Genomic DNA, 25,323 nt, shown 5'->3' with positions numbered 1-25,323 from the left:
CCCCATCCCCTTCGTTAAAACCTCTCGACTTTCTCAAACTTCTTCTCACTCACTGCTCTTGCAGCTTCACCACAGGTGCGAGGGGTGGGAAAAATCTTTTCTGGATTGGCTAATCCTTTACTATTAAAAACTTGTTTAACCCACTGCATCGTTTCTAAATCGGCAGGTGAAAACATATCTGGCATATAACATTTTTTATCTGCACCAATACCGTGTTCACCGGAAATACTACCGCCAACTTTGACACAGAGTTTAAGAATTTCTCCGCCGACTTCTTCGACTTTTTCTAATTCACCGGGAATCGAATTATCGAATAGAATCAACGGATGTAAATTACCATCACCAGCATGAAATACATTGGCGATTTTATAACCGTATTTTTCGCTTAGAGCTTCAATTTCTTGTAATACATAAGGTAACTGAGTCCGAGGAATTACCCCGTCTTGCACGTAATAATCTGGACTTAAATGTCCCGCAGCCGCAAACGCTGCTTTTCTTCCTTTCCACAATTTCAAACGTGTTTCGGGGTCGTTTGCTGAAGTTATATTACGCGCCCCATTCTGTTTACAAATATCAATAACTCGCTGTTTATTCGCTTTAACTTCTACCTCTAAACCATCAATTTCAACTAACAAAATCGCCACAGCATCGCGGGGATAACAATTCATTGCAGTTACATCTTCCACCGCATTAATACTCATGTTATCCATCATTTCCATACCACCAGGAATAATTCCCGCACTGATAATATCGGAAACAGCCGCTCCTGCTGCTTCTACACTGGTAAAATCTGCTAATAGCACGCAAATCGATTCTGCACTTTTAAGAATTCGCAAAGTTATTTCCGTTGCAATTCCTAAAGTACCTTCAGAACCGACAAATATACCCGTTAAATCGTAACCGGGCATTTCTGGGATTTGTCCACCTAAATCTACAATATCACCGTTAGCAGTGACAACTTTTAACCCTAAAACGTGATTCGTAGTCACACCGTATTTTAAACAATGCACTCCACCGGAATTTTCCGCAACGTTACCGCCGATCGAACAAATAATCTGACTCGAAGGGTCGGGAGCGTAGTAAAAACCGGCACCGCTAACGGTTTGCGTCACCCAATTGTTAATTACTCCCGGCTGCACCATAACGCGCTGATTATCTAAATCAACTTTGAGTATTTGCCGCATTAAAGAAGTTACTATCAATACGCATCCCTGAGTAGGCAAAGCACCGCCAGATAAACCAGTACCAGAACCCCTTGCAAGAAAAGGAACCGAGTATTTATTGCATATTTTCACCACTTCAGCAACTTGTTCTGTAGTTTTGGGTAAAACCGCTAAATCCGGACGTTGACGGTAACTAGCTAAACCATCACATTCATAAGTAATTAGTTCTTCACGGCGCTGTATTACCCCTTTTTTACCTAAAATAGCTTCAAATTCCTTAATGATGGGTTTCCAGTTGCGTTGTTGGTATTTTTCGTGAGTAAGCATAGTTTATCGTTCGGTGTGGGATGCAATGGTTATATTTATCAGTCTTACTCTTATTGTTACAGGTGTTTTCTGATAAAAACAATTACAGAAGTCGGGTTTTTTGGAAGATTTTGTAATGTGAGGAATATTGATTCAAAATCTACACAGAAGTCGGGTTTTTTGAGTATGTTGTGGTGTTAGGAATATTGATTGCAAAAACCCGACTTCTTCCAATACGGTTCGGTTAATAATTTTTCGTGGTGATTTCGGGAATGTAGAGACGCGAACCCTTGCGTCTCTACAATTATTTTGGGTTTACGAATTTTCTTATCCGAACCGTATTGCGACTTCTTCCCCCACCATCACAGAAGTCGTGTTTTGAGGAAAAATATCCATCACAACAGAAAACACTCATAAAAAGCCGACTTCTTTTCCCACCGGATTCACCATCTAATTTACGTTAAAGTAGGTAAATATATGAACCCAAATTAGTAGATAATTATTATGGTCAAACAAACTTTAATTGATACTGATGATGGCTTCTACATCCCAGATGCCAATCAGCTAATTACTGAAGATGATACACCTGTGGATAATTTTGCATCTGCTAAACAACAACGGCTTTTAGTCGGTTCTCTTTATAGTTCTTTACAAAATCAAATTTTTCTTGCAGAATCTAATGTGGGGGTTTATTACACAGATTTAAAACCAGCCATAGTACCCGATGTATTCCTTAGCTTAAACGTTCAAGTTCCTCAAAATTGGTGGGAAAAACAAAATCGTTGTTACATGATTTGGCGTTTTGGTAAACCCCCTGAAGTTGCAATTGAAATTGTTTCTAACAAAGTTGGTGACGAATTAGGAGAAAAACTCAAAATCTACGAACATATGCGAGCAAGTTATTATGTCGTATATGACCCTACAAAACAACTTAGTGAAGAAATTCTGCGTATCTACGAATTACGAGGAATGCGCTATTCCCAAACAGAAGAAACTTGGTTGGAACAAGTTGGACTGGGTTTAACTTTATGGGAAGGTGAATTTGAAGCAAGACAAGATTCCTGGTTGCGTTGGTGTCATCAAGATGGTACCGTTTTACTAACCGGAGACGAACGCGCTCAAACTGCCGAACAACGCGCTCAAACTGCTGAACAACGCGCCGCACAGCTAGCTGAAAAATTACGAGAAATGGGCATCAATCCAGACACCATGTAGAGACGTAGCATTGCTACGTCTTTGTATCCTATATCTAAGCGCGCAAAAAACAACTATTGCCATAAACTACTTGTTGATTTATTATATAACTAACGTTCGATATAAGTAATTTGATTGACTGAATGCCGAAAATTGTAGACCACGAAAAGTATAGGAAAGAACTGCTATGGAAAAGTTTTGATTTATTTGCAAGCAAGGGTTATGGTTCTGTTACCATGCGAGAAATTGCGAAAGAATTGGGTGTTTCTACAGGAACGCTGTATCATTATTTTCCAAATAAAGAAACTTTGTATTTACAGTTGGTAGAAGAGCAAACAGAACAGGATATATCTAATTTTTTTACCCAAGCAGGTAATCCCAAAACCTTAGAAGAAAGAATCAAAGTTTTGATAAATTTTATTCAAAAAAATGAGGATTATTTTATCAAGCAAACCTTATTAAGCTATGACTTTTATCAACAGCAAGAGCGTAGTGAAATATTAAGTAATGATATTTTAAAGAAATCTTGGGAATACACAGAAAAAGCTGTTGCAGATTATTTGCAAATTGAACAAAAGCCTATAATTAAGTTTATTTTGAATCTAATTGGAGGCTTGTTTACATCGAGAGTGTTTGGTGGAGATGAAATAGCTTCTTATGAAGAACAAGGAGAATTATTGGTAAAAATGTTAACTGCTTATTTGGGTAATGGGTAATAGGTAATGGGTAATAGGTAATAGGTAATAGATAATGGGTAATGGGTAATGGGTAATAGATAATGGGTAATAGGTAATAGGTAATAGGTAATAGGTAATAGATAATGGTTTTTTGACTTAATTATGGAAATACTTTCAAAACCTGCTAATAAAACTATTGGTATCGTAGTATTTGGGACTGTCATTACGGGTATAATTGCTTTTTACGGAATTTCTCAAACTGGCTTTTTAAAAACATCAGAAACACCTGTTGTACAAAAGTTACCTGTAGTTAAAAAAGTTGCTGCTCTCGGAAGATTGGAACCTTTGGGAGAAGTAATTAATTTATCTGCACCCTTAACTTTGGATGGTGATAGAGTTGCAAAACTATTAGTAAAACAAGGAGACAAAGTAAAAGTAGGAGATGTTATTGCAATATTAGATTCTCAAAAACGGTTGCAAGATGGAGTATTACAAGCGAAAGAACAACTAAAAATAGCACAAGCTAAATTAGCGCAGGTGAAAGCAGGGGCAAAAACTGGAGAAATTGAAGCACAGAAAGCCACAATTGCACGTTTACAAACTGAAAGAACAACTCAAATACAAGCGCAATTCGCAACTATTGCAAAATTACAAGCAGAAAAAGCCACGGAAATCCAAGCACAAAAAGCAACAATTGCACGTTTAAAAGCAGAAGTTGATAATGCAAATTCTGAATATCAACGCTATGAAAAACTTTTTAATCAAGGTGCTATTTCGACATCATTTCGAGATAGCAAGCGCTTAACTTTGCAAACAGTACAACAGCAATTTAACGAAGCACAAGCAAATCTTAATCGTATTCAAGCATCCCGACAACAAGAACTTTTAGAAGCACAAGCAAATCTTAACCGCATTCAATCATCTGGAAGCGAACAAGTTAAAGAAGCAGAAGCTACTTTAAGTCAAATTAGTGAAATTCGTCCGGTGGATATTCAAGCGGTACAAACAGAAGTAGACAATGCTAAAGCTGTTGTTAAACAAGCGCAAACTAACTTAGAAGAGGCTTATATCCGCGCACCGATGACGGGACAAATTATCAAAATTCACACCCAACAAGGAGAGAAAATAGCCGATCAAGGTATTGCTGAATTAGGACAAACACAACAAATGATGGTAGTAGCAGAGGTATATCAAACGGATATTGATAAAGTTAAGTTAGGTCAAAAAGTGCTAATTAGCGGACAAGCTTTTTCGGATAAATTACAAGGAGAAGTTTCACAAATAGGCTTGCAAATTAATAGACAAAACGTCTTTAGTAACGAACCTGGAGAAAATTTAGACCGCCGCGTAGTTGATGTCAAAATTCGTCTTAATCCAGAAGATAGTAAACGTGTTGCAGGGTTGACTAATTTGCAAGTTCAAACGGAGATTGAATTATGATTTTTGATTAATTTGTCTATTAGTTTTATTTATAACGAATGTTTGATATAGATAATATTAATAGTTGGTTGATAGTGGTTAGTAGTTCACTTAATAATTTGACAATTGTAAATCTAAAAGCTAATGAATACACAAATTATCTGTTTAGAAAAAACGCAAATTAATCAAGCAGCAGAAACTCTTGTTACTGCATTCGATAAAGACCCAATTTTTGAATACTTAACATCTCATACAAACAATACAAAATATCAAATATCTCGGAATGTGTGGGATGCGACTTTACGTTATGCTCAGCCTTACAATTATATATATACGACTCCAGAAATCAAAGGTATCGCAGCTTGGATACCACCGGGAAACTATCCTTTAAATGTGTGGAGATTATTGCGAGTAGGTTTTTACAAACTTCCGTTTTTGGTTGGTTTTGAAGGATTGAAGAGATTCATATCATTATTTTCATTAATTGAGAAATACCATGAACAAGATATGCATCAACCGCATTGGTATTTATCTGCATTAGGAGTTTCCGAAATTTATCAAGGACAGGGGATTGGTAGTTTATTGATTCAACCAATTCTCAAATTAGCAGATGAACAAGGTTTACCTTGTTATTTAGAAACATCAACAGAAAAAGCCGTTCGTTTCTACAAAAATAATGGTTTTGAAATTATCAGAACAGGTAAGGAACCAATTGAATATTGGACAATGAAACGAGAACCAAGTAATCAGAAAGAGTAACAGACTTCCGCAATGCTACATCTCTACAACTCTTAACTCCCGTACAGACGTAGCATTGCTACGTCTCTACAATTCCTAACTCTTAATTCCTAACTTTTATCATGTTACGCAAACTATTTCGTCGTACACCTTTAGCGTGGTTACAGTTAAAAAAAGAGAAAACTCGGCTTGCAGTTGCTTTAGCAGGAATTGCTTTTGCTGATATGTTGATGTTTGTCCAGTTAGGGTTATTAGATGCATTATTTGATAGTGCTACAAAACCGCATCAAACATTACAAGCGGACTTAGTTTTAATTAATCCTCAATTTCAAACTTTAATTTCAGTACAAAGTTTTTCTAGAGAAAGATTGCAGCAAGCTTTAGCATATGAAGGTGTAGAATCTGTACGTCCTTTGTATGTTAATACTGCTGAATGGCGTAATCCACAAACTCGGATTAATCGGGCAATTTTAGTATGGGGAATTGACCCAGTAAATCCACCTTTTGATTTTCCAGAAGTTAAGCAAAATCTTGATGAATTAAAGCAATTAAATAAAGTTATATTTGACCGTGCTTCTCGTCCAGAATATGGTCAGATTACAGATTTTATTCAACAAAAAGGAAAGGTCGAAACTTTAGTTAATAAACAAACTATTCAAGCGGTTGGTTTATTCCAAATGGGTGCATCTTTTGGTGCAGATGGAAACATTATTACTAGCGATTCTACCTTTTTAAAACTATTTCCAGAGCGTCAAGTAAATCAAATTGAAGTTGGTTTAATTAATCTGAGTAAAAATGCAGATGTAGAAAAAATTCAATCACAACTTAAAGCTAATTTACCCAATGATGTCAGAGTGTTGACACCACAAGAATTTGCTCAAACAGAGAAAGATTATTGGGAAAGTGGAGGCATTGGATTTATTTTCGGGATTGGAGTAGTAGTAGGGTTTATCGTTGGTATCGTCATTGTTTATCAAATACTTTACTCAGACGTGTCAGAACATCTTCCAGAGTACGCCACACTGAAAGCAATGGGGTACAGTGACGGTTATTTAATGGTGATGTTGATGCAAGAAGCTTTGATAATGTCGGTATTAGGATTTTTACCTGGGATGTTGCTATCTATGGGATTATATCAAATTACTTTTGCTGCTACTTTATTACCTGTGGTGATGAAAGTTGACCGTGCTGTTTTTGTACTAGTTTTAACTATTATTATGTGTAGTTTTTCTGGTTTAGTTGCAATGCGAAAATTACAAAGTGCTGACCCCGCTGATGTTTTTTAGATTTGAGAAATAAAATGATTAACAATAATAATTCTAATTCAATCAATATTTATAGAATTAACTGTTGCTTTAATTACGATTATTTTTTCATTGATTAATCCATGATTGTGGGATATTTTTTTAAGAAATCTGTTGGGATGAAGATTATGGATTTTAAAAACCGCAGAGACGCTGAGAACGCAGAGGAAGAGATGAAGAGAGATAATTCGTTTTATTTGAATAATGTTTCGATTGGTTGGTGTAAGTTTAGTGAAGTTCCACCCGTTATTGTTGCAAGATTGCGACTTTATTAAACGCGGAGGTAGACAAAGAAAATCAATTTTAATACTTGAGATGTTTTTTATTTACTAATTAGATAAGTTATGTCATTAGAACCTGTAATCTCTGTCAAAAATCTCAATCATTATTTCGGTGAAAAAAATCTCCGCAAGCAGGTATTATTCGATATCAATTTAACTATTAATAAGGGTGAAATAGTAATTTTAACTGGTCCATCTGGTTCAGGAAAAACGACTTTATTAACTTTAATGGGTGGTTTACGTTCTGCACAAGAAGGAAGTTTAAAGATTTTAGAGCAAGAAATATGTGGAGCGAAAAAACAACAACTAACTAAAATTCGTCAAAATATCGGCTATATTTTTCAAGCACATAATCTGATGAGTTTCTTGACAGCAAAACAAAATGTGCAAATGTCTTTAGAATTGCATGATAAATATTTAGAACAAGATATTGGTGCTAAAGCTACAGCAATTTTAGAACAAGTAGGCTTAGGAAATCGAGTTGATTATTACCCAGAAAAACTATCGGGAGGACAAAAACAAAGAGTTGCAATTGCTCGTGCTTTAGCTAGTCATCCGAAAATAGTTTTGGCTGACGAACCAACCGCAGCACTTGATAAAAAATCAGGACGTGATGTGGTGGAAATCATGTACAAATTAGCGAAAGAACAAGGTTGTACAATTTTATTAGTTACTCACGATAACCGGATTTTAGATATTGGAGATAGAATCATTTATATGGAGGATGGAAGGTTAGTTCGTGACGGTGTTGATGTTGCAATGAAGGTAAATTAATTTAATTTAATTTAATTTTAGAACACGAACTTAACAAAAAATTTATTAAACTAGAAAAAAGACGCGAAATCGGTGGATAATTTTATGGTTGAACAAATTTTAGTCTCTGAGGATAACTTTTATATCCCGGACGCTGATAAATTAGTTACCGAAGACGATACCCCAGTGGATAACTTTGCATCTGAAAAACAACAACGGCTTTTAGTTAGTTCTCTTTACAGTTCTTTACAAAATCAAATTTTCTTAGCATCAGCAAATGTCGGAATCTACCATGCATACAAACAGCCCCCCATAGTACCTGATATTTTTCTCAGCTTTGATGTTCAAGTACCAGAAAATTGGTGGGAGAAACAAAATCGTTGTTATATGGTTTGGGAATTTGGTAAATCCCCAGAAGTTGTAATTGAAATTGTCTCGAATAAAATCGGTGATGAATTAGGAGAAAAGCTCAAAACTTATGAACAGATGCGAGCAAGTTACTACATAGTATATGACCCAAGTCAGCAATTAGGAGAAAAACAGTTTCATATATATCAACTTGTGGGAAGACGCTATCAAGAAACGAACGAAAAATGGTTAGAACAAGTTGGATTAGGTTTAACTTTGTGGGAAGGAGAATTTGAAGCGAGACAAGATACTTGGCTGCGCTGGTGCTACCAAGATGGTACGATTTTACCAACAGGAGACGAACGCGCACAAACTGCTGAACAACGCGCTCAAACTGCTGAACAACGCGCTCAAACCGCTGAACAACGCGCTCAAACCCTAGAACAACAAAAACAACAAGCACTTTCTCGTGCAGAGCTTTTAGCAGCAAAATTGCGGGAAATGGGTATCAATCCAGATGATTTAGATTAATTTGCTGCAACATACTTTTCAATAGCTTCCTTCCAAACTAAATAGGCTTTCCCATTTAAATGTACCCCATCTGTAGTGTATTGAGCATCTAATTGATTGTTGGAATCTACTAAATGCGAATATACATCGATATATTGGTAACTGAATTCTTTTGCTAATTCTTGTAATTTCAAATTGAATTTCACTAAAATATCGTTATTTTGCCAAAACAACGTTATATCATTATTTACTGGTAAAACACTTTGAATAAATACTTGTGTATCTGGAGTATGAGTTCGTAAGTCGCTCAAAATTTCTTGATATCCATTTAATAATTCTGCAATCGATTTCTTTTCATTTGCAAAATCATTAATACCTACCATTAAGAAAATTTGTTTTGGCTTTGTATTAATAATTGCATCTAGACGATTTAATATTCTAGCCGTAGTATCACCAGAAATTCCTCGATTTTTGATATGAGGATTTTCTAATAACTCGAACCATTCACCTTCATCAGTTAAACTATCTCCTAAAAATACAATAGAATTATTCGATTTAGGCAGTATTTCAAATTGACTCTTTTTATGTTTGTAATAAGCATTTATATTCCAAACTTTATTTTCTGATTTATTTCTCAAATTAAAAATTTTACTTTTGAGATAAAATATTCCCCCTTTTCGGAGAAGAAACGAAATCGCAAATAACAAAAATAAAATATTCAAACTAACAGAAATTAATAATAATAAATTCTGAATTGTATTGTTCATTTCGGATAATTCAGGTTATATTTTTATCTGATTTTTGATTTTTATCTAAGTCAAATTCTGGTAAATTTTATCTCCGATAAACTCTTGGATTCTCAACCAAACTTGTTCTAATAAATCTGGAGACTCAGTATCAAACCATTCAATTGAAGAATCTTTCCTAAACCAAGTACGCTGACGCTTAGCAAATTGACGTGTATGTAAAACAATTAATTTTTTCGCTTCATCCAAACAAATCTCTCCATTTAAATATCGTTTAATTTCTTGATATCCCAAAGTATTGAGTAGAGGTAAATCTACCCCATACTTTTGACAAAGATATTCTACTTCTTCAATCAAACCATCTTTTATCATACTCTCCGTTCGCCGTGCAATCCGATTTGTCAGATGCTCCACATCACAATCCAAACCAATTTGTAGAATTGGATAATCTGGTGGATTTTCTCCTTGTAAATCAGAAATTGGCTTACCAGTAATATAAAATACCTCTAATGCCCTTAAAGTCCGTACCGCATCGTGGGGGTGAATTTTTTGTGCTGCAACAGAGTCAACTTGTTGTAACATAGCGTAGAGTTGGATTTGACCGATGGATTCAAGTTGCGATCGCAACTCCATCTGGGGTGCAACTCTGGGAATTTTCATTCCGCGCACGATTGATTTAATATACAATCCAGTACCACCAACTAGGAAGATGGGGGGATGGGGAGACAAGGGGACAAGGGAACAAGGGGACAAGGGGACAAGGGGATGGAGAGATGGGGAGATAGACGGAGAATCCAAAATCCAAAATCCAAAATCCAAAATCTTCTGTACTTGTTGTTGATGGTCAGCAACCGTCATTGTGTCAGTTGGATTGCATATATCAATTAAATAATGGGGTACTAACTTTTGTTCAGTAATTGTTGGTTTAGCCGTACCGATGTTGAATTCTCGGTAAACTTGTCGAGAATCAGCACTAATAATTATCGAACCACAGCGCTGAGCTAAAGCTAAAGCTAACCCAGACTTACCTGTTGCTGTCGCACCGCAAATTACAATTAACTTTGTCATCGGTTGATCTGTAATTGATTATGAGTCTACTCCTAACACTGAATTTTAAACTTTCTCAAACGAATGACTGATTTTACCGTAAATTAATCTTTTCAACCTAAAATCGTTTGGTCAAAACTAAAAAGAAATAATTTTTAACCTTTAACTTTTAGTTTCTTGTAATCGCTTTTTTCCACAGTTAAAACCTTTATTTACAGTCATAGAACCTACTGAGAGGGAAATCAAAAGAGTAACATTTACCAACAAAGCTGTTATAAATAACAGGTACAACCCCTATAATAAATTCCACTTCTAATAGCTCTAGGGTCGCCCGTAAGGCTTTTGTGCTAGAATTTGGGAGTGTTTTTGACTTTTATGCTTTTTTAGGCGACTTTAAGCCCCAATAATCAGGAGATTTTCATGACGAGCAGTTACAATGCCGAGCAGATTCAAGTTCTCGAAGGTCTCGAACCCGTTCGTAAACGACCGGGGATGTACATCGGTACTACTGGTCCGAGAGGACTACATCACTTGGTTTACGAGGTAGTAGATAATTCTGTTGATGAAGCTTTGGCGGGTTACTGCACCCATATAGAGGTGGTACTCAACGCCGATGGTTCTTGTACTGTAACAGATGATGGTCGCGGTATTCCGACCGATGTACATTCCAAAACCGGAAAATCGGCGTTAGAAACTGTATTGACTGTATTGCACGCTGGAGGTAAATTTGGTAGCGGCGGGTATAAGGTTTCTGGAGGATTGCACGGTGTAGGTGTTTCTGTAGTAAATGCCCTTTCAGAATGGCTGGAAGTGACTATTTGGCGAAATAATAAGGTACATACCCAACGCTACGAACGCGGTGCAGCGGTTTCGGAATTAAAATCTGTTCCCTATAAAGAAAATCGCACTGGAACCCGTGTTAGCTTCAAGCCAGATGCACAAATTTTTACTACCGTTACCGAATTTGATTACGATACTCTAGCTAGTCGTTTGCGAGAGTTAGGCTATTTGAATGCGGGTGTCAGAATTACGTTTACAGATAACCGTTTAGAATTGTTGAAAAACGGTGAACCCCATGTCGAAGTTTATGAATATAAGGGCGGAATTAAAGAATATGTAGCTTATATGAATGCTGACAAGCAGTCGCTACATGAAGAAATAATTTATGTCCAAGGCGAGCGCAATAATGTACAGGTAGAAGTAGCGTTACAGTGGTGTGTTGACGCTTACTCCGATAGTTTGCTGGGTTTTGCCAACAATATCCGTACCGTTGATGGTGGTACTCACCTAGAAGGATTAAAGGCAGTTCTGACTCGCACTTTAAATAGTGTTGCTCGCAAACGTAACAAGATTAAAGAGAACGAGTCAAACCTGAGCGGTGAACACGTGCGGGAAGGTTTGACTGCGGTCATTTCAGTCAAAGTACCCGAACCGGAATTTGAAGGACAAACTAAAACCAAATTAGGTAATACCGAAGTTCGAGGAATCGTTGATTCTTTTGTGGGAGAAGCTCTTAACGAGTATTTAGAATTTCATCCCCAAGTTGTCGATACCATTCTAGAGAAAGCAATTCAGGCATTTAAAGCCGCAGAAGCTGCTCGTCATGCACGGGAATTGGTACGGCGCAAATCGGTGCTAGAGTCTTCACCATTACCAGGTAAGTTAGCCGATTGTTCTACTCGCGATCCGGCTGAATCAGAAATCTATCTTGTGGAAGGGGATTCTGCGGGGGGATGTTTTGATGGCGATACACTTGTAGCATTAGCTGACGGACGTTCGCTTTCTTTTAAAGATATTGTTGCCGAACAAGCCATAGGTAAAGAGCATTTCTGCTATACGATTCGTGATGATGGTACTATTAGCATCGAACGTATTATTAATCCTCGTATCACCAAGACAAATGCTCAAGTCCTGAAGATAACTTTAGACAATGGAGAAACAATTATTTGTACTCCCGATCATCGTTTTATGTTGCGTGATGGTAGTTATAAGCAAGCCGCATCATTAACGCCTGATGATTCTTTGATGCCGCTATACCGTAAATTATCCGATTCGAGTGAACCAAGAATTACTATTGATGGTTATGAAATGGTTTGGAATCCTCGTTCCGATTCTTGGTTGTTTACTCATGTTTTAGCGGATTGGCATAATCGTTGGAATCGTGTTTATCAATTGGCAGACGGCGAACACTGTCACCATGTTGATTTCAACAAACTAAATAATAATCCTACAAACATTCAGCGTTTGAGTGCTAAAGAACATTTAGCTTTACACCGCTCTCATATAAAAAAAACATTACATCGTCAAGATACGATTGATAAATGTCGTGCAATTCGTCAAAGCAAAGAATTCCGTGCCAAGATGAGCGAACGGATGCAGCAACCTCAAACACGGCAAATTCTTTCACAACAAGCGAAGGCACAGTGGGATTCGGAAAACTACAAAGCTTACATGGTAAGCAAATGGCGTGATTTTTACGAAAATAACCAAGAATATCCCATTGCCAATCGCGAACAACTTAGCAAAGCGCAGCAAGAATATTGGAGCAATGAATCAAATCGGTTAGCTCAATCCCAAAGAGTTACCAATTATTTTGCAAATAATCCTCAAGCACGTCTTAGAGGCTCGCAAATTGCCAAACAACAATGGAAGAATGAAACATTACTAGAATGGCGACGAGAAAAAACTCAAGAACAGTGGACACCTGAATTTCGCGCCAAACGTTTAGCAGCACTCAACCAAACTTATTACCGTAAAACAATTGCAGCACTCAAACAAATCGAAGTAGAGCAAGGCAGCCTTGACTTAGATGCTTACCAAGAATTTCGTCTGCAAACAAGAGATACGTCTTTGTTGCGCTTTGATAAATTCTGCCAACGCTATTTTGAAAGCGATACTAAGGCAGCTTATGAAGCCGTTGCTAACTACAACCATCGTATAGTCAAGATTGAACGTTTAGACGAACCTGTAGACGTTTATGACATCGAAGTTCCTCACACCCACAACTTTGCTTTAGCAAGCGGCGTATTCGTACACAATAGTGCCAAACAAGGGCGCGACAGACGTTTCCAAGCGATTCTTCCTTTACGCGGTAAAATTCTTAACATTGAAAAAACCGACGATAGCAAAATCTACAAAAATAATGAAATTCAGTCTTTAATTACCGCTCTCGGTTTAGGTGTTAAAGGTGAAGAATTTGATTCAACCCAACTGCGATATCACCGCATTATCATCATGACTGATGCTGACGTAGATGGAGCGCACATCCGGACTTTGTTATTGACTTTCTTCTATAGATATCAAAAAGCTTTAGTTCAAGAAGGTTTCATTTACATCGCTTGTCCGCCATTATACAAAGTAGAACGGGGGCGCAATCACTATTATTGCTATAGCGATCGCGAATTACAAAATTTAGTTACCAATGAGTTCCCTCAAAATGCTAACTATACTATCCAAAGATTTAAGGGTTTGGGAGAAATGATGGCAACTCAACTTTGGGATACCACTATGAACCCTGAAACCCGAACTTTAAAAAGAGTAGAAATCGAAGATGCAGCCGAAGCCGACCGAATTTTCACAATTTTAATGGGCGATCGCGTTGCACCTCGTCGTGAGTTTATCGAAACTCACAGTTCTAAACTTGATCTCATAGATTTGGATATCTAATATCTGCTCGGTTTTAGATTCCAAATTATTTATTATTAGCGATCGGTAAGCAGTTTTCAATTACCGATTGCTTTTTTTCATGTTTGTAAAAACTATTAAAAAGTCCGGTTTTTTGGCTAAAATATTCGTAAAACAGGACAACCGGGGTCAAAACCCAACGAATCACCCAAGCAAAAATAACGAATATCAAGAAGTCGGATTTTTAAATATAGTTTTAAATATAGTTTTAAATATAAATATCTGTAACACGCTTACAACTTTTGCCAAAACCCGACTTCTGAACCCAACCGTCGTAGTACGGGAGTACCCTGCACACAGCCAGAATAGTTCTTTTCAGTCAAATCTCAGTAAAATATTTTATTTTATACTTTTATCTCAACAAAATTACGATATGTATTCTTATTAACTTAGTGGCTATAATTACACAACATTATTTGTTCAATTTCATGTGCTGAATAGAAAAAACTAAATTTGTCAATCTTCCGGAAGACATAAAGTGAAGGATGAACAGAATATCCAGCACAGCGGCTTTATAGTTTTTTTAACTGTTTCGCCAATCGCGAGATTTTGAGTATATATTACTGAGTTAAAATTCCTATAGAAGTAAAATATAGTTCTCAGGGAATGATAAAAACCAAATTGTAAAGTATACTGCAATCTACTACGAGCTGCTGAGTTACAAATTTTGCATTTATTCTATGCAGCAAGGGTGTTAATTTATTTAATTTCGATACTTTTGAATGTCAAACTTGAATTGTAATTGATTAGAATATGTATGTATCAACCATCAAAATTTGTCAAGTTTCTTAAGGCTGAAATTTCAATGGTGCGCTAAGGTGTATTTATAAATGAATTGGTTTAATCAACTGATTCCTAAGTTACAAAGAGTCTGATTGCAGTTTATCTGTAATTTCAGGTAAAAAATGTCCGTTCAAAGGTAAAATTTTCGTTAAGTAAGATTTTGTCTTACCCAAAGCTGTTTCGAGATCAAGGTACTAAAGTATTTGTAATAAATATTTCGTCCTTTAGCAAAAGAATATTTTTCTGCTCGATACATCTGTCTTAATGTCATCTTTGTCAAAATTATTTGTCGGTGAAGAGAAAATTCTCAGCAATCGCGTATCATCCTAACCACTTAAATGCGACCCGAATTATAAAATAGAGGGTAATTGCAGGTGAATTAGGTTGTGCGTAACACCTTCAATTAAATAGATATAGATGTGTAGTCGGTGTATATGAGTGCTTTTGACTTCATCAAGGATTGGTGTAATTTCAAAAGTTTGGAAAAAAATTACACAATAAGCCTACAGTCTTTAATGTGTTTTTGCTAAAACAGACAATAAATCAATTTATTACTTTATGAACACCACAGTCAGGCATAGTACAATTTCTGTGAAACAGGCTACAATCGGAACAGTCTTTCTGGAAAATCTTACTCAAGACATATTACTTTATATGTACTAGTTGATTCATAACCGGAAAGTTGATTTTTCTTTCATAGGAATCGAAAGTTTAAGTAACGACATTAATCATGGTGTTTACTTTTCACAACCTCAGAAGTGACCCACATCAAATCAAAAAGACTTTATTTACGCAAGGCAGTCTTCCCCTAAAGGGATAAACAGCTTGCTGTCTGATTGTTATGACTGGGGGCATTAGTTGAAACAGGAAACTGCGACCAATGCCAAAAATTCTGATCGGCGGTTGAAGAGTGGGCGATCGCCCTTTGATTTATTGTAAACGTTTAAGCTGCATAAAAAACAGCTTTCAGCATGGAAGACACCACCCGGAGTAATTGATTCTGCAAGGAGCATGAGGAACGCGGCATGAACCAGGCTAACAACGTACTCGAAAATATTTATCAACCTAACCTAGGAGTGATAAATCAGCCCGAGATGGAGTTAGAACTCTTAATCGAAGAAGAAGAAGAAGAAGAAGAAGATTTACTTATCAATGAAGGCGAATTAGAGGAAGAATTTAGCGAAACTCAGTCTGCTGACGTAGCCAAGGCTGGAAAAGCTGCTAAAGGTCGTCGTCGGACGCAAGCGAAGAAAAAGCACTACACCGAAGATTCTATTCGCCTGTATTTACAGGAAATTGGTAGAATTCGCCTTCTAAGAGCAGATGAAGAAATTGAATTGGCACGTAAAATTGCTGATTTGCTCGAATTAGAAAGAGTGCGCGAAAGACTCTTGCAGCAGCTCGAACGCGAACCTAGAGACATCGAATGGGCAGAAGCCGTACAGCTACCTTTGCCGCAATTTCGCTATCGCCTTCATATAGGACGTAGGGCGAAAGATAAAATGGTTCAATCTAACCTGCGCCTTGTAGTTTCGATTGCTAAGAAATACATGAATCGTGGATTGTCTTTCCAAGATTTGATTCAGGAAGGTAGTCTCGGTTTGATTCGTGCTGCTGAAAAGTTCGACCACGAAAAAGGTTATAAGTTTTCTACTTACGCTACATGGTGGATTCGTCAGGCTATTACTCGGGCGATCGCCGATCAATCTCGGACGATTCGTCTACCAGTTCACCTGTATGAAACCATCTCTCGCATTAAGAAAACTACCAAGCTACTTTCTCAAGAAATGGGACGCAAACCCACAGAAGAAGAAATAGCTACTCGCATGGAGATGACTATTGAAAAGCTGAGATTTATCGCCAAATCCGCTCAGCTACCAATATCTTTAGAAACTCCCATCGGTAAAGAAGAAGATTCCCGTTTGGGTGATTTTATTGAGTCAGACGGTGAAACACCTGAAGACCAAGTTTCCAAGAGTTTACTACGCGAAGACCTCGAAAAAGTCTTAGATAGTTTGAGTCCTCGCGAACGCGATGTTCTCAGACTACGCTATGGTTTAGATGATGGTCGGATGAAAACTCTTGAAGAAATTGGACAAATTTTTAACGTTACTCGCGAACGTATTCGTCAAATTGAGGCAAAAGCACTTCGTAAGTTGCGTCACCCCAATCGTAATAGCGTTCTGAAAGAATATATTCGCTAGTAAATTATTTGCATTGAGTAGTTTGTCATTAGTAACTTTTGGCAAACTACCATAAAAAGACCTGGGATTACTAAGTATTTCCCAGGTCTTTATTTTTAATTAGGTTAAATTTAAAACTTAAAATTTCGATAAAGTGGGTCTTAAAATTTACAGAATACCCCAGAAATGCAAAAAGCCTTTACCGGAAAAAAGTTCAATTAACGCAGCAGCGACAAAGCCAATCATCGCTAAACGACCGTTCCAAATTTCCGCTTGAGGAGTAAAACCCCAACGCCAAGCATTACGATCTTCAGTTGTTGCAACAGGTATTTTAGTTGAGTTTGCCATAATTACTACTCCGAACTGAGTTCCTAATGTTTGTAACCTTTTGTAACTTAAATATAGCAAATATTTTAATATTTGCAACATTTTCAAACAAAAATGTTACAAAGCTAGACTTTAATAATTTTTGATGATATAAAAATCAACATTTCATTAATTATGCGAGGTTGTAGAGACGCGAAATTTTGCGTCTCTACATGGTTTCGCGGATAAATGAACCCGTCAGAATAAATGAAAAAGACTAGTAGTACTTGACCACATAAGTTTTGAGCGGTAGAGGTAGTGCGACCCGAAAAGGTCGCTGGTGGCTTCTAGCTCCCTAATTGTCATCCAACATTGTGTGGCAGACCACTAGGAATTATTTTCAATTGCAACTTCATTAACAGTGACAATTGTTTCATCGCGGTTGAGTTCTACAACCTTTTTGCCCCAATCATTTTTATTCAGTACAGGTACACTTTCTCCATTCAGACGTATTACTCGTTGATTGCTGGTGACGAGGGCGATTTCAGTTTCCGGTTTGACTAAAGCAATACCCGCAAGATTGTCAGTTGCAACAGAAAATTTAACAACTTGAGCGCCTAGATCACCGCGATTGGCTAATTTGAATTTACTTGCATCAAGTTGTTTAGCATATCCTTCTTGAGTAACTAGCAATAAATGAGAGTTTTTACTCAAAGTCACACAGCCAACCATTTGATGTTGTTTACCTACGCGCAGCGCTTGTAAACCGACAGCAGTGCGTCCCATATAAGGAAGTTGTGCGTCATTGACTTCAAAATAAACTATTCTTCCACCAGAACTGGCTAAAACTAAACGTTCGCCGCTGTTGACAAAGTGAGTTGATAAAAGTTCGTCATCATCCTTGAGTTTTAGAATAGTAACTCCACGACGGCTGATATTAGTCAATTCTTCTATAGGCAAACGCTTGATACGTCCTTGTTTCGTTAAAAGAACTACATCTGTATTGGTTGAATTTTCTGGAATTACAAGACGACCAACAATAGATTCAGCTTGGCTCTGAGCAGTTGATGTCAGCAAAGTTATTAATGGTGTTCCCCGCGCTCCCCGCCCAGCAGTTGTGGCAGGAATATCTCCTACTTGTAACGGGTACATTTTACCGCCGCTAGTTACAACTAATAGGTCTTTGTGAGTATTAGTTTCCGAAGCTTGAATAATAAAATCATAATCTGGAATTCCGCTATCAGATTTTGATCTTTTAGAAGATAAACTAGTTCGTCGCACGTAGCCGCGCTGAGAAAATTCTAATACCACATCTTCAACAGGTACCTGTATTGGTGGACTCTGACTTTTAGATTTAGTACTTTGATCTTTTTCGTCACTTTTATTTTTCTGTTTGGCAAATGCTTTATTATCGGGTTTTTCTATAAATTTGCTGCGTCGCTCATCGTTATAAGAGCGTTTTAAACTCCGCAAATCTTTTTTTAAACTTTTAAGTAATTCTTTTCTATCGTCGAGTAATTTACGTAACGTATTAATTCTTTCTTCAAGTTCCTCGAACTCTTGCTGTAATTTTTGTCGCTCCATACCAGTGAGTCGTCGCATTGGCATCGCCAAAATTTCATCTGCCTGTATCTCACTCAACCCCAATGTACTTACAAGACTAACTTTGGCTGTGGAACCATCGGCAGCTTGTCGCAAAATCTCAATCACTTGATCGACTTGAGAAAGTGCTGCAAGCAAACCGGATACTATGTGCAGCCGATTTTCTGCTTTACCTAATTCATAAGAGTAGCGACGATTGAGAGTTTGCTCGCGAAAATCCAAAAACTCTTGCAGCAGTTGACGCAAACTCAATTGACGCGGTTGTCCGTCAACTATCCCTAAAAGAATAGCCCCAAAATTAGTTTGCAGCGCCGTCTGATGAAACAAATGGTACAGCAGTTCTTCTGGAACAGCATCACGCTTTAACTCAATTACCACCCGCATCCCATCGCGATCGCTTTCATCGCGGATATCACTAATTCCGGTTAATCTCCCTTGATTAACTAAATCAGCGACTTTTTCAATCCAACCTGCCTTATTCACTTGATAAGGCAATTCTGTGACTACAATCGCGGTGCGTCGTTTGTTTCCTCGTCCTGTGGGAACTTCTTCAATCCTGGCAACCCCCCGCAGCAAAATACCACCTTTACCAGTGGTGTATGCTTCATGAATACCATCTTTGCCAACAATTTCTCCACCAGTAGGAAAGTCAGGTCCTGGTATAAGTTTAAATAATTTTTCGTCAGAAAGTTCGGGGTTATCAATCAAGGCAATCAACCCATCCACCACTTCACCTAAATTATGAGGTGGAATATTGGTAGCCATTCCCACAGCAATTCCGGCACAACCATTGAGTAACAAAAACGGTAACTGTGCGGGTAAAACTGTTGGTTCCTGCTGAGAATTATCAAAGTTACCGATAAATTCTACTGTTTCTTCGCCAATTTCCGCGAGCATTCCTTCATGGCTAATCGGTGCCAGACGTGTTTCAGTGTAGCGCATTGCCGCCGGTGGGTCGTTATCTACACTACCAAAGTTGCCGTGTCCTCCCAACAAAGGATAACGGCAAGAAAAGGACTGTACTAAACGCACTAAAGCATCATAAACCGATTGGTCTCCGTGGGGGTGATATTTACCCAACACGTCACCTACTACACGAGCGCATTTTCGGTAAGGTCGATCGGGAGTTAAGCCGAGTTCGTGCATAGCGTACAAAATCCGGCGATGCACCGGCTTTAAGCCATCGCGTACATCCGGTAGCGCCCGCCCCACAATTACACTCATGGCATATTCGAGATAAGACCTTTGCATTTCCGTATGCAAGGCTGTGGTGATTACCTGTCCCGTAGAGAGAAGGTTTAACTGTTTTGCCATGAGTTTTTTCCCTGAACTTGAACTACACTTAGATTGCCGTAACGTCGGAGAGCAGTAATCTTACTTATAACGGATGAAATGCTCTTGGTCATAAAATCTTGATATTTATGTCTTGCTGCTTCGGTAGTATTATCCTTGTTGACAAGGATACAATTTGATTTTTTGAATGTAGACACGGCGTAAATCGTGCTATCTTCAATCGTCTATCCCCTTGACATATTAAGAGTCCGATCGATCCTCATGAAAACTGTTTTGATTGTCGAAGACGATCTTGTTAATGCTCGTGTGTTTTCCAAAATTTTAACCAAACGCGGAGGTTTAGATGTTAAACACACTGAAAATGTAGACGAAGTAATCAAAATTGCTCAAGCCAAAGAAGCAGACATTATTTTAATGGATGTTTCTCTTTCTAGAAGCGTTTACCAAGGTAAATCTGTTGATGGTATCAAAATTACACAAATGTTAAAATCTGATCCTCAAACAGCGACATTACCGATTATTTTGGTCACTGCTCACGCGATGGAAGGCGATCGCGAAAGCTTTTTGCGGCAAAGTGGTGCTGATGGTTATATTTCCAAACCCGTGGTGGATCATCAACAGTTTGTTGACCAAATCATCGCCCTACTACCCAAAGACAATAACGCTTCTTAAAAACAACTCTACAAGGTAACAGTCGCCCATCAATTAAGCTGGGCTACTGCTTCCATTGATAATATAGGTGTACTATATAGGTGTACTTTTAAGCAATAGCCTGGGGAAAGATTAATAGCAAGCCAGCCCGTTAAAGATAAAAATAATACCTTGCCCGCTATTAAAATTATCCAAGTAAAAAACTATTGTCCAGCGGGTTGGGAGAGAGATTGTCCGTTCAATGCAGCTTGGATACTCGGTAATTCTAAGAATTTTTTGGTATCGGATAATAAACGATTACCCCAAAGATTTTCTTTAAGGAAATCTAAATTAGCATAGCGTTCATCGAGTTTGAGTGCAGCTTCTCCCATTGCTAAACCCCTTTGGCGATCGCTTTTGTCGCCTCTAGTATATAAGGCAACGGCTAATGCTAGTTGAGGCTCGGCGGCTGGTTGTTTGGCGCTGTTGGCTTTAGTAATAGCTTGTTGCCATTGATTTATAGCACCGCTGATATCGCCTTGTTCATAAAAAATTAATCCAATATTGTTAGTCGCAGGCCAAAAATCTTGCTTGTTAGCAATAGATTTTTTGTACTCGCTAATAGCTTGGGGCAATTGACCAAGCATATAGTAAGCGTTGCCTAAATCAAATAACCCTTCTGGATCATTGGGTTTTATTTTTAAGCCTGCTTGATATTGAACAATTGCTGATTGATATTTTTCCTGTTGAAAATAAGCAGAACCTAAAGCAAAATAAGTCTCGGCATTTTTAGGATTAAGACTTTGTGCCTTTTGTAAAGAAGTAATTGCTTGATCAAGCTCTCTGGATTGTAAATATAATCCCCCCAAAAGAAACCATACTTTGTCATTGTTGGGAGCAAGTTGAGTCGCCAGCCTTGCGCGGGGCATTGCCAAGTCGAACTGCTGAAATTGTGCAAGTTGTGCAGCTTCCTGGGCTAAAAGCAAACCTTGTTGTTCTAACTTTGCGGCATCAAGTTGCACGGTATGAGGTAATAATGCTTGAGCGTTAACTCTTTGAGGAGACACGCTCAAAAAGCTACAGAAAAATAGAACAGAAATTAATCCAACTCGTTTAGGCACACTACCGCCTTTTTGGCACAAATTAAGGAATCTTTCAGATAGCTTAAACCATCTGGGCTGTTGATGACAGCTAAATGTTTCAGTGATTTGTCTTTCTATAGGGGTCATTTGTTCCGCATCCCACATTTTGGTTACTTATACAATAAAACTAATCAATCATGACTAAAGTCACCCCAAAAGGTAAAGTCATATGCAAGTTGAAAAGGCTACTATTAAAAAAGTTAAACAAATACAAGAGAACTGATTTTTAACTTTTTAATTTGGTATAAAACCCCTTGCGCGAAGGTAGATTGTTGGATATTGCTATACACCCTTTAAACAAAATATCTTAACGGTAAAATCCTGTCTGCTATCGGTTCCCTATTGCACGTTCCACTCTACCTTACCCAATCTATGACACAATTTTTGTCGCTGCTGTTATGGCTACACCCATAGAAATTCCCCTAATCGGCAAAGTGAAAGGATTACCTCGCTGGCTTGTTGCTCTGTTCGCAGCGGGGATTGTAGTTGTGGGCGCAACTACTACCTATATTTTTATTGATCGAGCAAAAAACAAACAGGACATCACACAACTTACTACTCTTGTAGAAGAAAAGAAAGTTACCATTATTCTGAATGCTAGCGGTAAAATTGTGCCAGTTCAAAACGTGAACATTAGCCCAAAAAACCCCGGCACAGTAACCCAATTATATGTAGAACAAGGCGACACCGTAAAAATCGGGCAAATTATCGCCACAATGGATAGTGCAGATATTCAGGCAAGAATTCTACAAGCTCGCGCTAACTTAACACAAGCTCAAGCAAAATTAGACCAAGCTAAAGCTGGTTCTCGTCCCCAAGAAATTAGTCAAGCCAAAGCCCGTTTAGCACAAGCCCAAGCACAACTAGCCGCAGCAACTTCCGGAAATCGTCCCCAAGAAATTGCCGCTTCACAAGCACAGGTAGATGCTGCTATTGCCAGAGTTGATTTGACTAACGAAAGAGTTAGACGTTACCGCAGCTTATACAATCAAGGAGCAGTAAAAAAAGACGATTTAGACCAATTTGTTAGCGAAGATAAAACCGCTCAAGCAAACTTACTCGAAGCCCAAAAAAGATTAGCTTTACTTCAAAGCGGTAGTCGTGCTGAAGAAATCACCAGACTTCAAGCAGCTGTCGCAGAAGCACGCGCTCAATTACAATTATTAGAAAGTGGTTCCCGTCCCGAAGAAATTGCTCAAGCAGCAGCAGGTGTTAGCGCAGCACAAGCACAACTCAAAACCGAGCAAGTAAATTTAGATAATACAATTATTCGCGCTCCTTTTTCAGGTATTATCACGCAAAAGTTTGCCAATGTGGGGGCATTTGTTACACCAACTACTTCCGCTTCGACCAGCGCATCAGCCACATCAAGTTCCGTAGTTGCCTTAGCGCGGGGATTAGAAGTATTAGCAAATGTCCCGGAAGCGGACATCGGCAAAATCAAAGTAGGGCAACAAGTAGACATCGTAGCCGATGCTTATCCCGACCAAGTTTTTAAAGGAGAAGTGCGTTTGATTGCTCCGGAAGCTGTCAACGAACAAGGTGTAACATTGTTTCAAGTACGAGTTGCAATTAATACAGGAAAAGACAAACTGCTTTCCGGTTTAAACGTAAACTTGACTTTTTTAGGCGATGATGTACAAGCCTTATGGGTGCCAACAGTTACTATCGTCACAGAAAAAGGTGAAACAGGCGTTTTAGCACCCGATAAAAACAACAAAGCACAATTTCGTAAAGTTACAATCGGCTCTCAAGTAGGAAATGAAACCCAAGTATTAGAAGGATTGCAAATTGGCGATCGCATTTTTACCAGCCCTCCCAATGACTACAAAATCCAGAAAAAGCTACAAGAACAGAGTGAGTAATAAGTTAAGAGTTAGGAGTTAGGAGTTAGGAATTTCTAACCTTTAACCTTTAACTTTTGACCTTTAACCTTTAACCTTTAACCTTTAACCTTAACAGATGAACTTTGTAGAAAGTGTACAAATGGCGGGTACAACCCTGCTATCAAATAAATTGCGTAGCGCTCTTACTATGTTAGGCATTGTTATCGGTAATGCTTCGGTAATTGCGATGATTGGTATTGGTGAAGGAGGACAAAAATTTGTTAATAAACAGTTGGAATCTCTCGGACCCAATGTATTATTTGTAATTCCAGGGAATCAAGAAACTCAACGGATTACCTTTGAGATTCCTAAAACCTTGGTGTTGGAAGATGCTCAAGCTATTGCAACTCAAGTTCCAACAATTGCGGGAGTTGCACCGGAGTTAAATCGCAGGTATGTGGTGACTTATGGCAATAGAAATACTGATGTAAATATAATTGGCACGACTCCGGGTTTTCCGCTGGTACGGGATTTTCAACTTGCTAAAGGACGCTTTTTTAATGAAATAGATATCAAACGCAGCAATCAAGTAGTTGTACTGGGTGCGGATTTAGCAGAAAAACTTTTCGGCAGCGTTAATCCTTTAGGAAAACAATTGCGAATTAAAAATACCAGCTTTCAAATTATTGGAACATTAGAAGGTAAAGGTTCGGGATTGGGTGGTGCTAATTACGATGAGGCTGCATTAATACCAATCACAACTTCAGCAAACCGACTTGTAGGAAAAAATTCTCCCTACGGTATTGCCTTAGATTACCTTGTAGTCTCTGCAATTAATAACGATAGTGTAGACGCAGCCGAGTTTCAAATGAAAAATTTATTGCGTCTACGGCACAAAATAACTGGTGAAGATGATTTTACCGTGCGTTCTCAAAAAGATGCTCAAGCTACAGTCGGACAAATAACCGGCGCATTGACAATTATGCTGGCTGCAATTGCAGGTATTTCCTTGTTTGTCGGTGGCATTGGTATCATGAATATCATGCTGGTTTCTGTCACCGAACGTACTCAAGAAATCGGACTGCGAAAAGCAATTGGTGCAACCCAACAAGATATTTTATTACAGTTCATGATTGAAGCAGTAATTGTTTCGGCGGCTGGTGGTTTAATTGGTACTGCGGTTGGTGTTAGTGGCATTTTTTTAGTAGCAGCTGTTACCCCTTTAGAAGCCGGAATCTCAACTGTTGCAATCCTTTCCGCTGTTGGAGTTTCTGGCGCGATCGGTTTATTCTTCGGCGTAGTTCCCGCACGCCGTGCTGCTAAACTCGATCCAATTGTTGCTTTGAGAAGCGCTTAAATCAGGTTAAAGGTTAAAGGTTAAAGGTTAA

The 25,323-nt window shown here is 38.1% G+C and carries 18 protein-coding genes; 12 read left to right on the top strand and 6 right to left on the bottom strand.

Annotation, left to right across the window (positions count from 1 at the left end; all coding sequences use genetic code 11):
• Positions 1-14: 14 nt before the first annotated feature.
• Positions 15-1,490, bottom strand: a complete 1,476-nt coding sequence (gene glcD, locus IQ247_RS15730) for a glycolate oxidase subunit GlcD (RefSeq protein WP_193921515.1) — start codon at positions 1,488-1,490, stop codon at positions 15-17.
• A gap of 483 nt (positions 1,491-1,973) precedes the next feature.
• Here glcD and IQ247_RS15725 point away from each other — a divergent pair, with 483 nt between their 5' ends.
• The 7 genes from IQ247_RS15725 (at position 1,974) to IQ247_RS15690 (ending at position 8,714) form a co-directional block, all read left to right on the top strand.
• Complete coding sequence (locus IQ247_RS15725) at positions 1,974-2,684, top strand: Uma2 family endonuclease (protein ID WP_193921514.1); 711 nt, start codon at positions 1,974-1,976, stop codon at positions 2,682-2,684.
• Between the two features lie 122 nt (positions 2,685-2,806).
• Entirely contained in the window at positions 2,807-3,379 is a 573-nt protein-coding gene (locus IQ247_RS15720; RefSeq protein ID WP_193921512.1) for a TetR/AcrR family transcriptional regulator, read from the top strand.
• A gap of 123 nt (positions 3,380-3,502) precedes the next feature.
• On the top strand, positions 3,503-4,780 hold the full coding sequence (locus IQ247_RS15715) for an ABC exporter membrane fusion protein (RefSeq protein WP_193921510.1): 1,278 nt from the start codon (positions 3,503-3,505) through the stop codon (positions 4,778-4,780).
• Positions 4,781-4,903: 123 nt separating this feature from the next.
• Positions 4,904-5,518 (top strand): GNAT family N-acetyltransferase, encoded by a 615-nt coding sequence (locus tag IQ247_RS15710; protein WP_193921508.1) that lies wholly within the window; start codon positions 4,904-4,906, stop codon positions 5,516-5,518.
• 101 nt (positions 5,519-5,619) lie between these two features.
• Positions 5,620-6,783: an ABC transporter permease DevC gene (devC, locus tag IQ247_RS15705; RefSeq protein ID WP_193921506.1), complete on the top strand. Its 1,164-nt coding sequence runs from the start codon at positions 5,620-5,622 to the stop codon at positions 6,781-6,783.
• Positions 6,784-7,145: 362 nt separating this feature from the next.
• Positions 7,146-7,856 carry a DevA family ABC transporter ATP-binding protein gene (locus tag IQ247_RS15695; protein WP_193921502.1) on the top strand — a complete coding sequence of 237 codons (711 nt, stop codon included), beginning with the start codon at positions 7,146-7,148 and terminating at the stop codon, positions 7,854-7,856.
• An 84-nt stretch (positions 7,857-7,940) separates the two neighbouring features.
• Positions 7,941-8,714: a Uma2 family endonuclease gene (locus IQ247_RS15690; RefSeq protein WP_193921501.1), complete on the top strand. Its 774-nt coding sequence runs from the start codon at positions 7,941-7,943 to the stop codon at positions 8,712-8,714.
• Here IQ247_RS15690 and IQ247_RS15685 read toward each other — a convergent pair.
• Together IQ247_RS15685 and miaA are read right to left on the bottom strand one after the other, a co-directional pair.
• The gene (locus IQ247_RS15685; protein WP_193921500.1) at positions 8,711-9,460 is read right to left on the bottom strand and encodes a GDSL-type esterase/lipase family protein; all 750 of its coding nucleotides are present in this window, start codon (positions 9,458-9,460) and stop codon (positions 8,711-8,713) included. The genes IQ247_RS15690 and IQ247_RS15685 overlap by 4 nt on opposite strands.
• A 45-nt stretch (positions 9,461-9,505) precedes the next feature.
• Positions 9,506-10,507, bottom strand: a complete 1,002-nt coding sequence (miaA, locus tag IQ247_RS15680; RefSeq protein WP_193921499.1) for a tRNA (adenosine(37)-N6)-dimethylallyltransferase MiaA — start codon at positions 10,505-10,507, stop codon at positions 9,506-9,508.
• A 399-nt stretch (positions 10,508-10,906) separates the two neighbouring features.
• On the opposite strand from miaA, the gene gyrB reads away from it, so the two are divergent.
• Together gyrB and rpoD are read left to right on the top strand one after the other, a co-directional pair.
• A complete protein-coding gene (gene gyrB, locus IQ247_RS15675) occupies positions 10,907-14,152 on the top strand; it encodes a DNA topoisomerase (ATP-hydrolyzing) subunit B (protein WP_193921498.1) in 3,246 nt (1,081 codons plus the stop codon).
• A 1,826-nt stretch (positions 14,153-15,978) separates the two neighbouring features.
• The gene (gene rpoD / locus IQ247_RS15670) at positions 15,979-17,157 is read left to right on the top strand and encodes an RNA polymerase sigma factor RpoD (RefSeq protein ID WP_193921497.1); all 1,179 of its coding nucleotides are present in this window, start codon (positions 15,979-15,981) and stop codon (positions 17,155-17,157) included.
• A 147-nt stretch (positions 17,158-17,304) separates the two neighbouring features.
• Here the strand turns inward: rpoD and IQ247_RS15665 are convergent, their stop codons facing one another.
• Positions 17,305-17,484: a CAB/ELIP/HLIP family chlorophyll-binding protein gene (locus IQ247_RS15665; protein WP_193921495.1), complete on the bottom strand. Its 180-nt coding sequence runs from the start codon at positions 17,482-17,484 to the stop codon at positions 17,305-17,307.
• A gap of 345 nt (positions 17,485-17,829) precedes the next feature.
• The gene (gene gyrA / locus IQ247_RS15660; protein WP_193921493.1) at positions 17,830-20,358 is read right to left on the bottom strand and encodes a DNA gyrase subunit A; all 2,529 of its coding nucleotides are present in this window, start codon (positions 20,356-20,358) and stop codon (positions 17,830-17,832) included.
• Between the two features lie 240 nt (positions 20,359-20,598).
• On the opposite strand from gyrA, the gene IQ247_RS15655 reads away from it, so the two are divergent.
• A complete protein-coding gene (locus tag IQ247_RS15655; protein WP_193921491.1) occupies positions 20,599-21,009 on the top strand; it encodes a response regulator in 411 nt (136 codons plus the stop codon).
• A 182-nt stretch (positions 21,010-21,191) separates the two neighbouring features.
• Here IQ247_RS15655 and IQ247_RS15650 read toward each other — a convergent pair whose 3' ends face one another.
• Positions 21,192-22,196 (bottom strand): tetratricopeptide repeat protein, encoded by a 1,005-nt coding sequence (locus tag IQ247_RS15650; RefSeq protein ID WP_228059782.1) that lies wholly within the window; start codon positions 22,194-22,196, stop codon positions 21,192-21,194.
• 311 nt (positions 22,197-22,507) lie between these two features.
• On the opposite strand from IQ247_RS15650, the gene IQ247_RS15645 reads away from it, so the two are divergent.
• Together IQ247_RS15645 and IQ247_RS15640 are read left to right on the top strand one after the other, a co-directional pair.
• Positions 22,508-23,974 (top strand): efflux RND transporter periplasmic adaptor subunit, encoded by a 1,467-nt coding sequence (locus IQ247_RS15645; RefSeq protein WP_193921490.1) that lies wholly within the window; start codon positions 22,508-22,510, stop codon positions 23,972-23,974.
• 97 nt (positions 23,975-24,071) lie between these two features.
• Positions 24,072-25,292: an ABC transporter permease gene (locus IQ247_RS15640; RefSeq protein WP_193921489.1), complete on the top strand. Its 1,221-nt coding sequence runs from the start codon at positions 24,072-24,074 to the stop codon at positions 25,290-25,292.
• The last annotated feature ends 31 nt before the right edge of the window (positions 25,293-25,323 follow it).

Source organism: Plectonema cf. radiosum LEGE 06105 (genome assembly GCF_015207665.1).
Classification (GTDB): domain Bacteria; phylum Cyanobacteriota; class Cyanobacteriia; order Cyanobacteriales; family Nostocaceae; genus Rivularia; species Rivularia radiosa_A.
The sequence above is the reverse complement of the archived record's forward strand: the minus strand, read 5'-3'. Positions and strand labels throughout refer to the sequence as shown.

Coding starts and splice junctions, on each gene's coding strand:
- devC (WP_193921506.1), top strand. CDS start 5,620: ATGTTACGCAAACTATTTCGTCGTACACCTTTAGCGTGGTTACAGTTA.
- IQ247_RS15720 (WP_193921512.1), top strand. CDS start 2,807: ATGCCGAAAATTGTAGACCACGAAAAGTATAGGAAAGAACTGCTATGG.
- IQ247_RS15725 (WP_193921514.1), top strand. CDS start 1,974: ATGGTCAAACAAACTTTAATTGATACTGATGATGGCTTCTACATCCCA.
- rpoD (WP_193921497.1), top strand. CDS start 15,979: ATGAACCAGGCTAACAACGTACTCGAAAATATTTATCAACCTAACCTA.
- gyrB (WP_193921498.1), top strand. CDS start 10,907: ATGACGAGCAGTTACAATGCCGAGCAGATTCAAGTTCTCGAAGGTCTC.
- IQ247_RS15685 (WP_193921500.1), bottom strand. CDS start 9,460: ATGAACAATACAATTCAGAATTTATTATTATTAATTTCTGTTAGTTTG.
- glcD (WP_193921515.1), bottom strand. CDS start 1,490: ATGCTTACTCACGAAAAATACCAACAACGCAACTGGAAACCCATCATT.
- IQ247_RS15655 (WP_193921491.1), top strand. CDS start 20,599: ATGAAAACTGTTTTGATTGTCGAAGACGATCTTGTTAATGCTCGTGTG.
- IQ247_RS15695 (WP_193921502.1), top strand. CDS start 7,146: ATGTCATTAGAACCTGTAATCTCTGTCAAAAATCTCAATCATTATTTC.
- IQ247_RS15715 (WP_193921510.1), top strand. CDS start 3,503: ATGGAAATACTTTCAAAACCTGCTAATAAAACTATTGGTATCGTAGTA.
- IQ247_RS15710 (WP_193921508.1), top strand. CDS start 4,904: ATGAATACACAAATTATCTGTTTAGAAAAAACGCAAATTAATCAAGCA.
- gyrA (WP_193921493.1), bottom strand. CDS start 20,358: ATGGCAAAACAGTTAAACCTTCTCTCTACGGGACAGGTAATCACCACA.
- IQ247_RS15645 (WP_193921490.1), top strand. CDS start 22,508: ATGGCTACACCCATAGAAATTCCCCTAATCGGCAAAGTGAAAGGATTA.
- IQ247_RS15640 (WP_193921489.1), top strand. CDS start 24,072: ATGAACTTTGTAGAAAGTGTACAAATGGCGGGTACAACCCTGCTATCA.
- IQ247_RS15690 (WP_193921501.1), top strand. CDS start 7,941: ATGGTTGAACAAATTTTAGTCTCTGAGGATAACTTTTATATCCCGGAC.
- IQ247_RS15650 (WP_228059782.1), bottom strand. CDS start 22,196: ATGACCCCTATAGAAAGACAAATCACTGAAACATTTAGCTGTCATCAA.
- miaA (WP_193921499.1), bottom strand. CDS start 10,507: ATGACAAAGTTAATTGTAATTTGCGGTGCGACAGCAACAGGTAAGTCT.
- IQ247_RS15665 (WP_193921495.1), bottom strand. CDS start 17,484: ATGGCAAACTCAACTAAAATACCTGTTGCAACAACTGAAGATCGTAAT.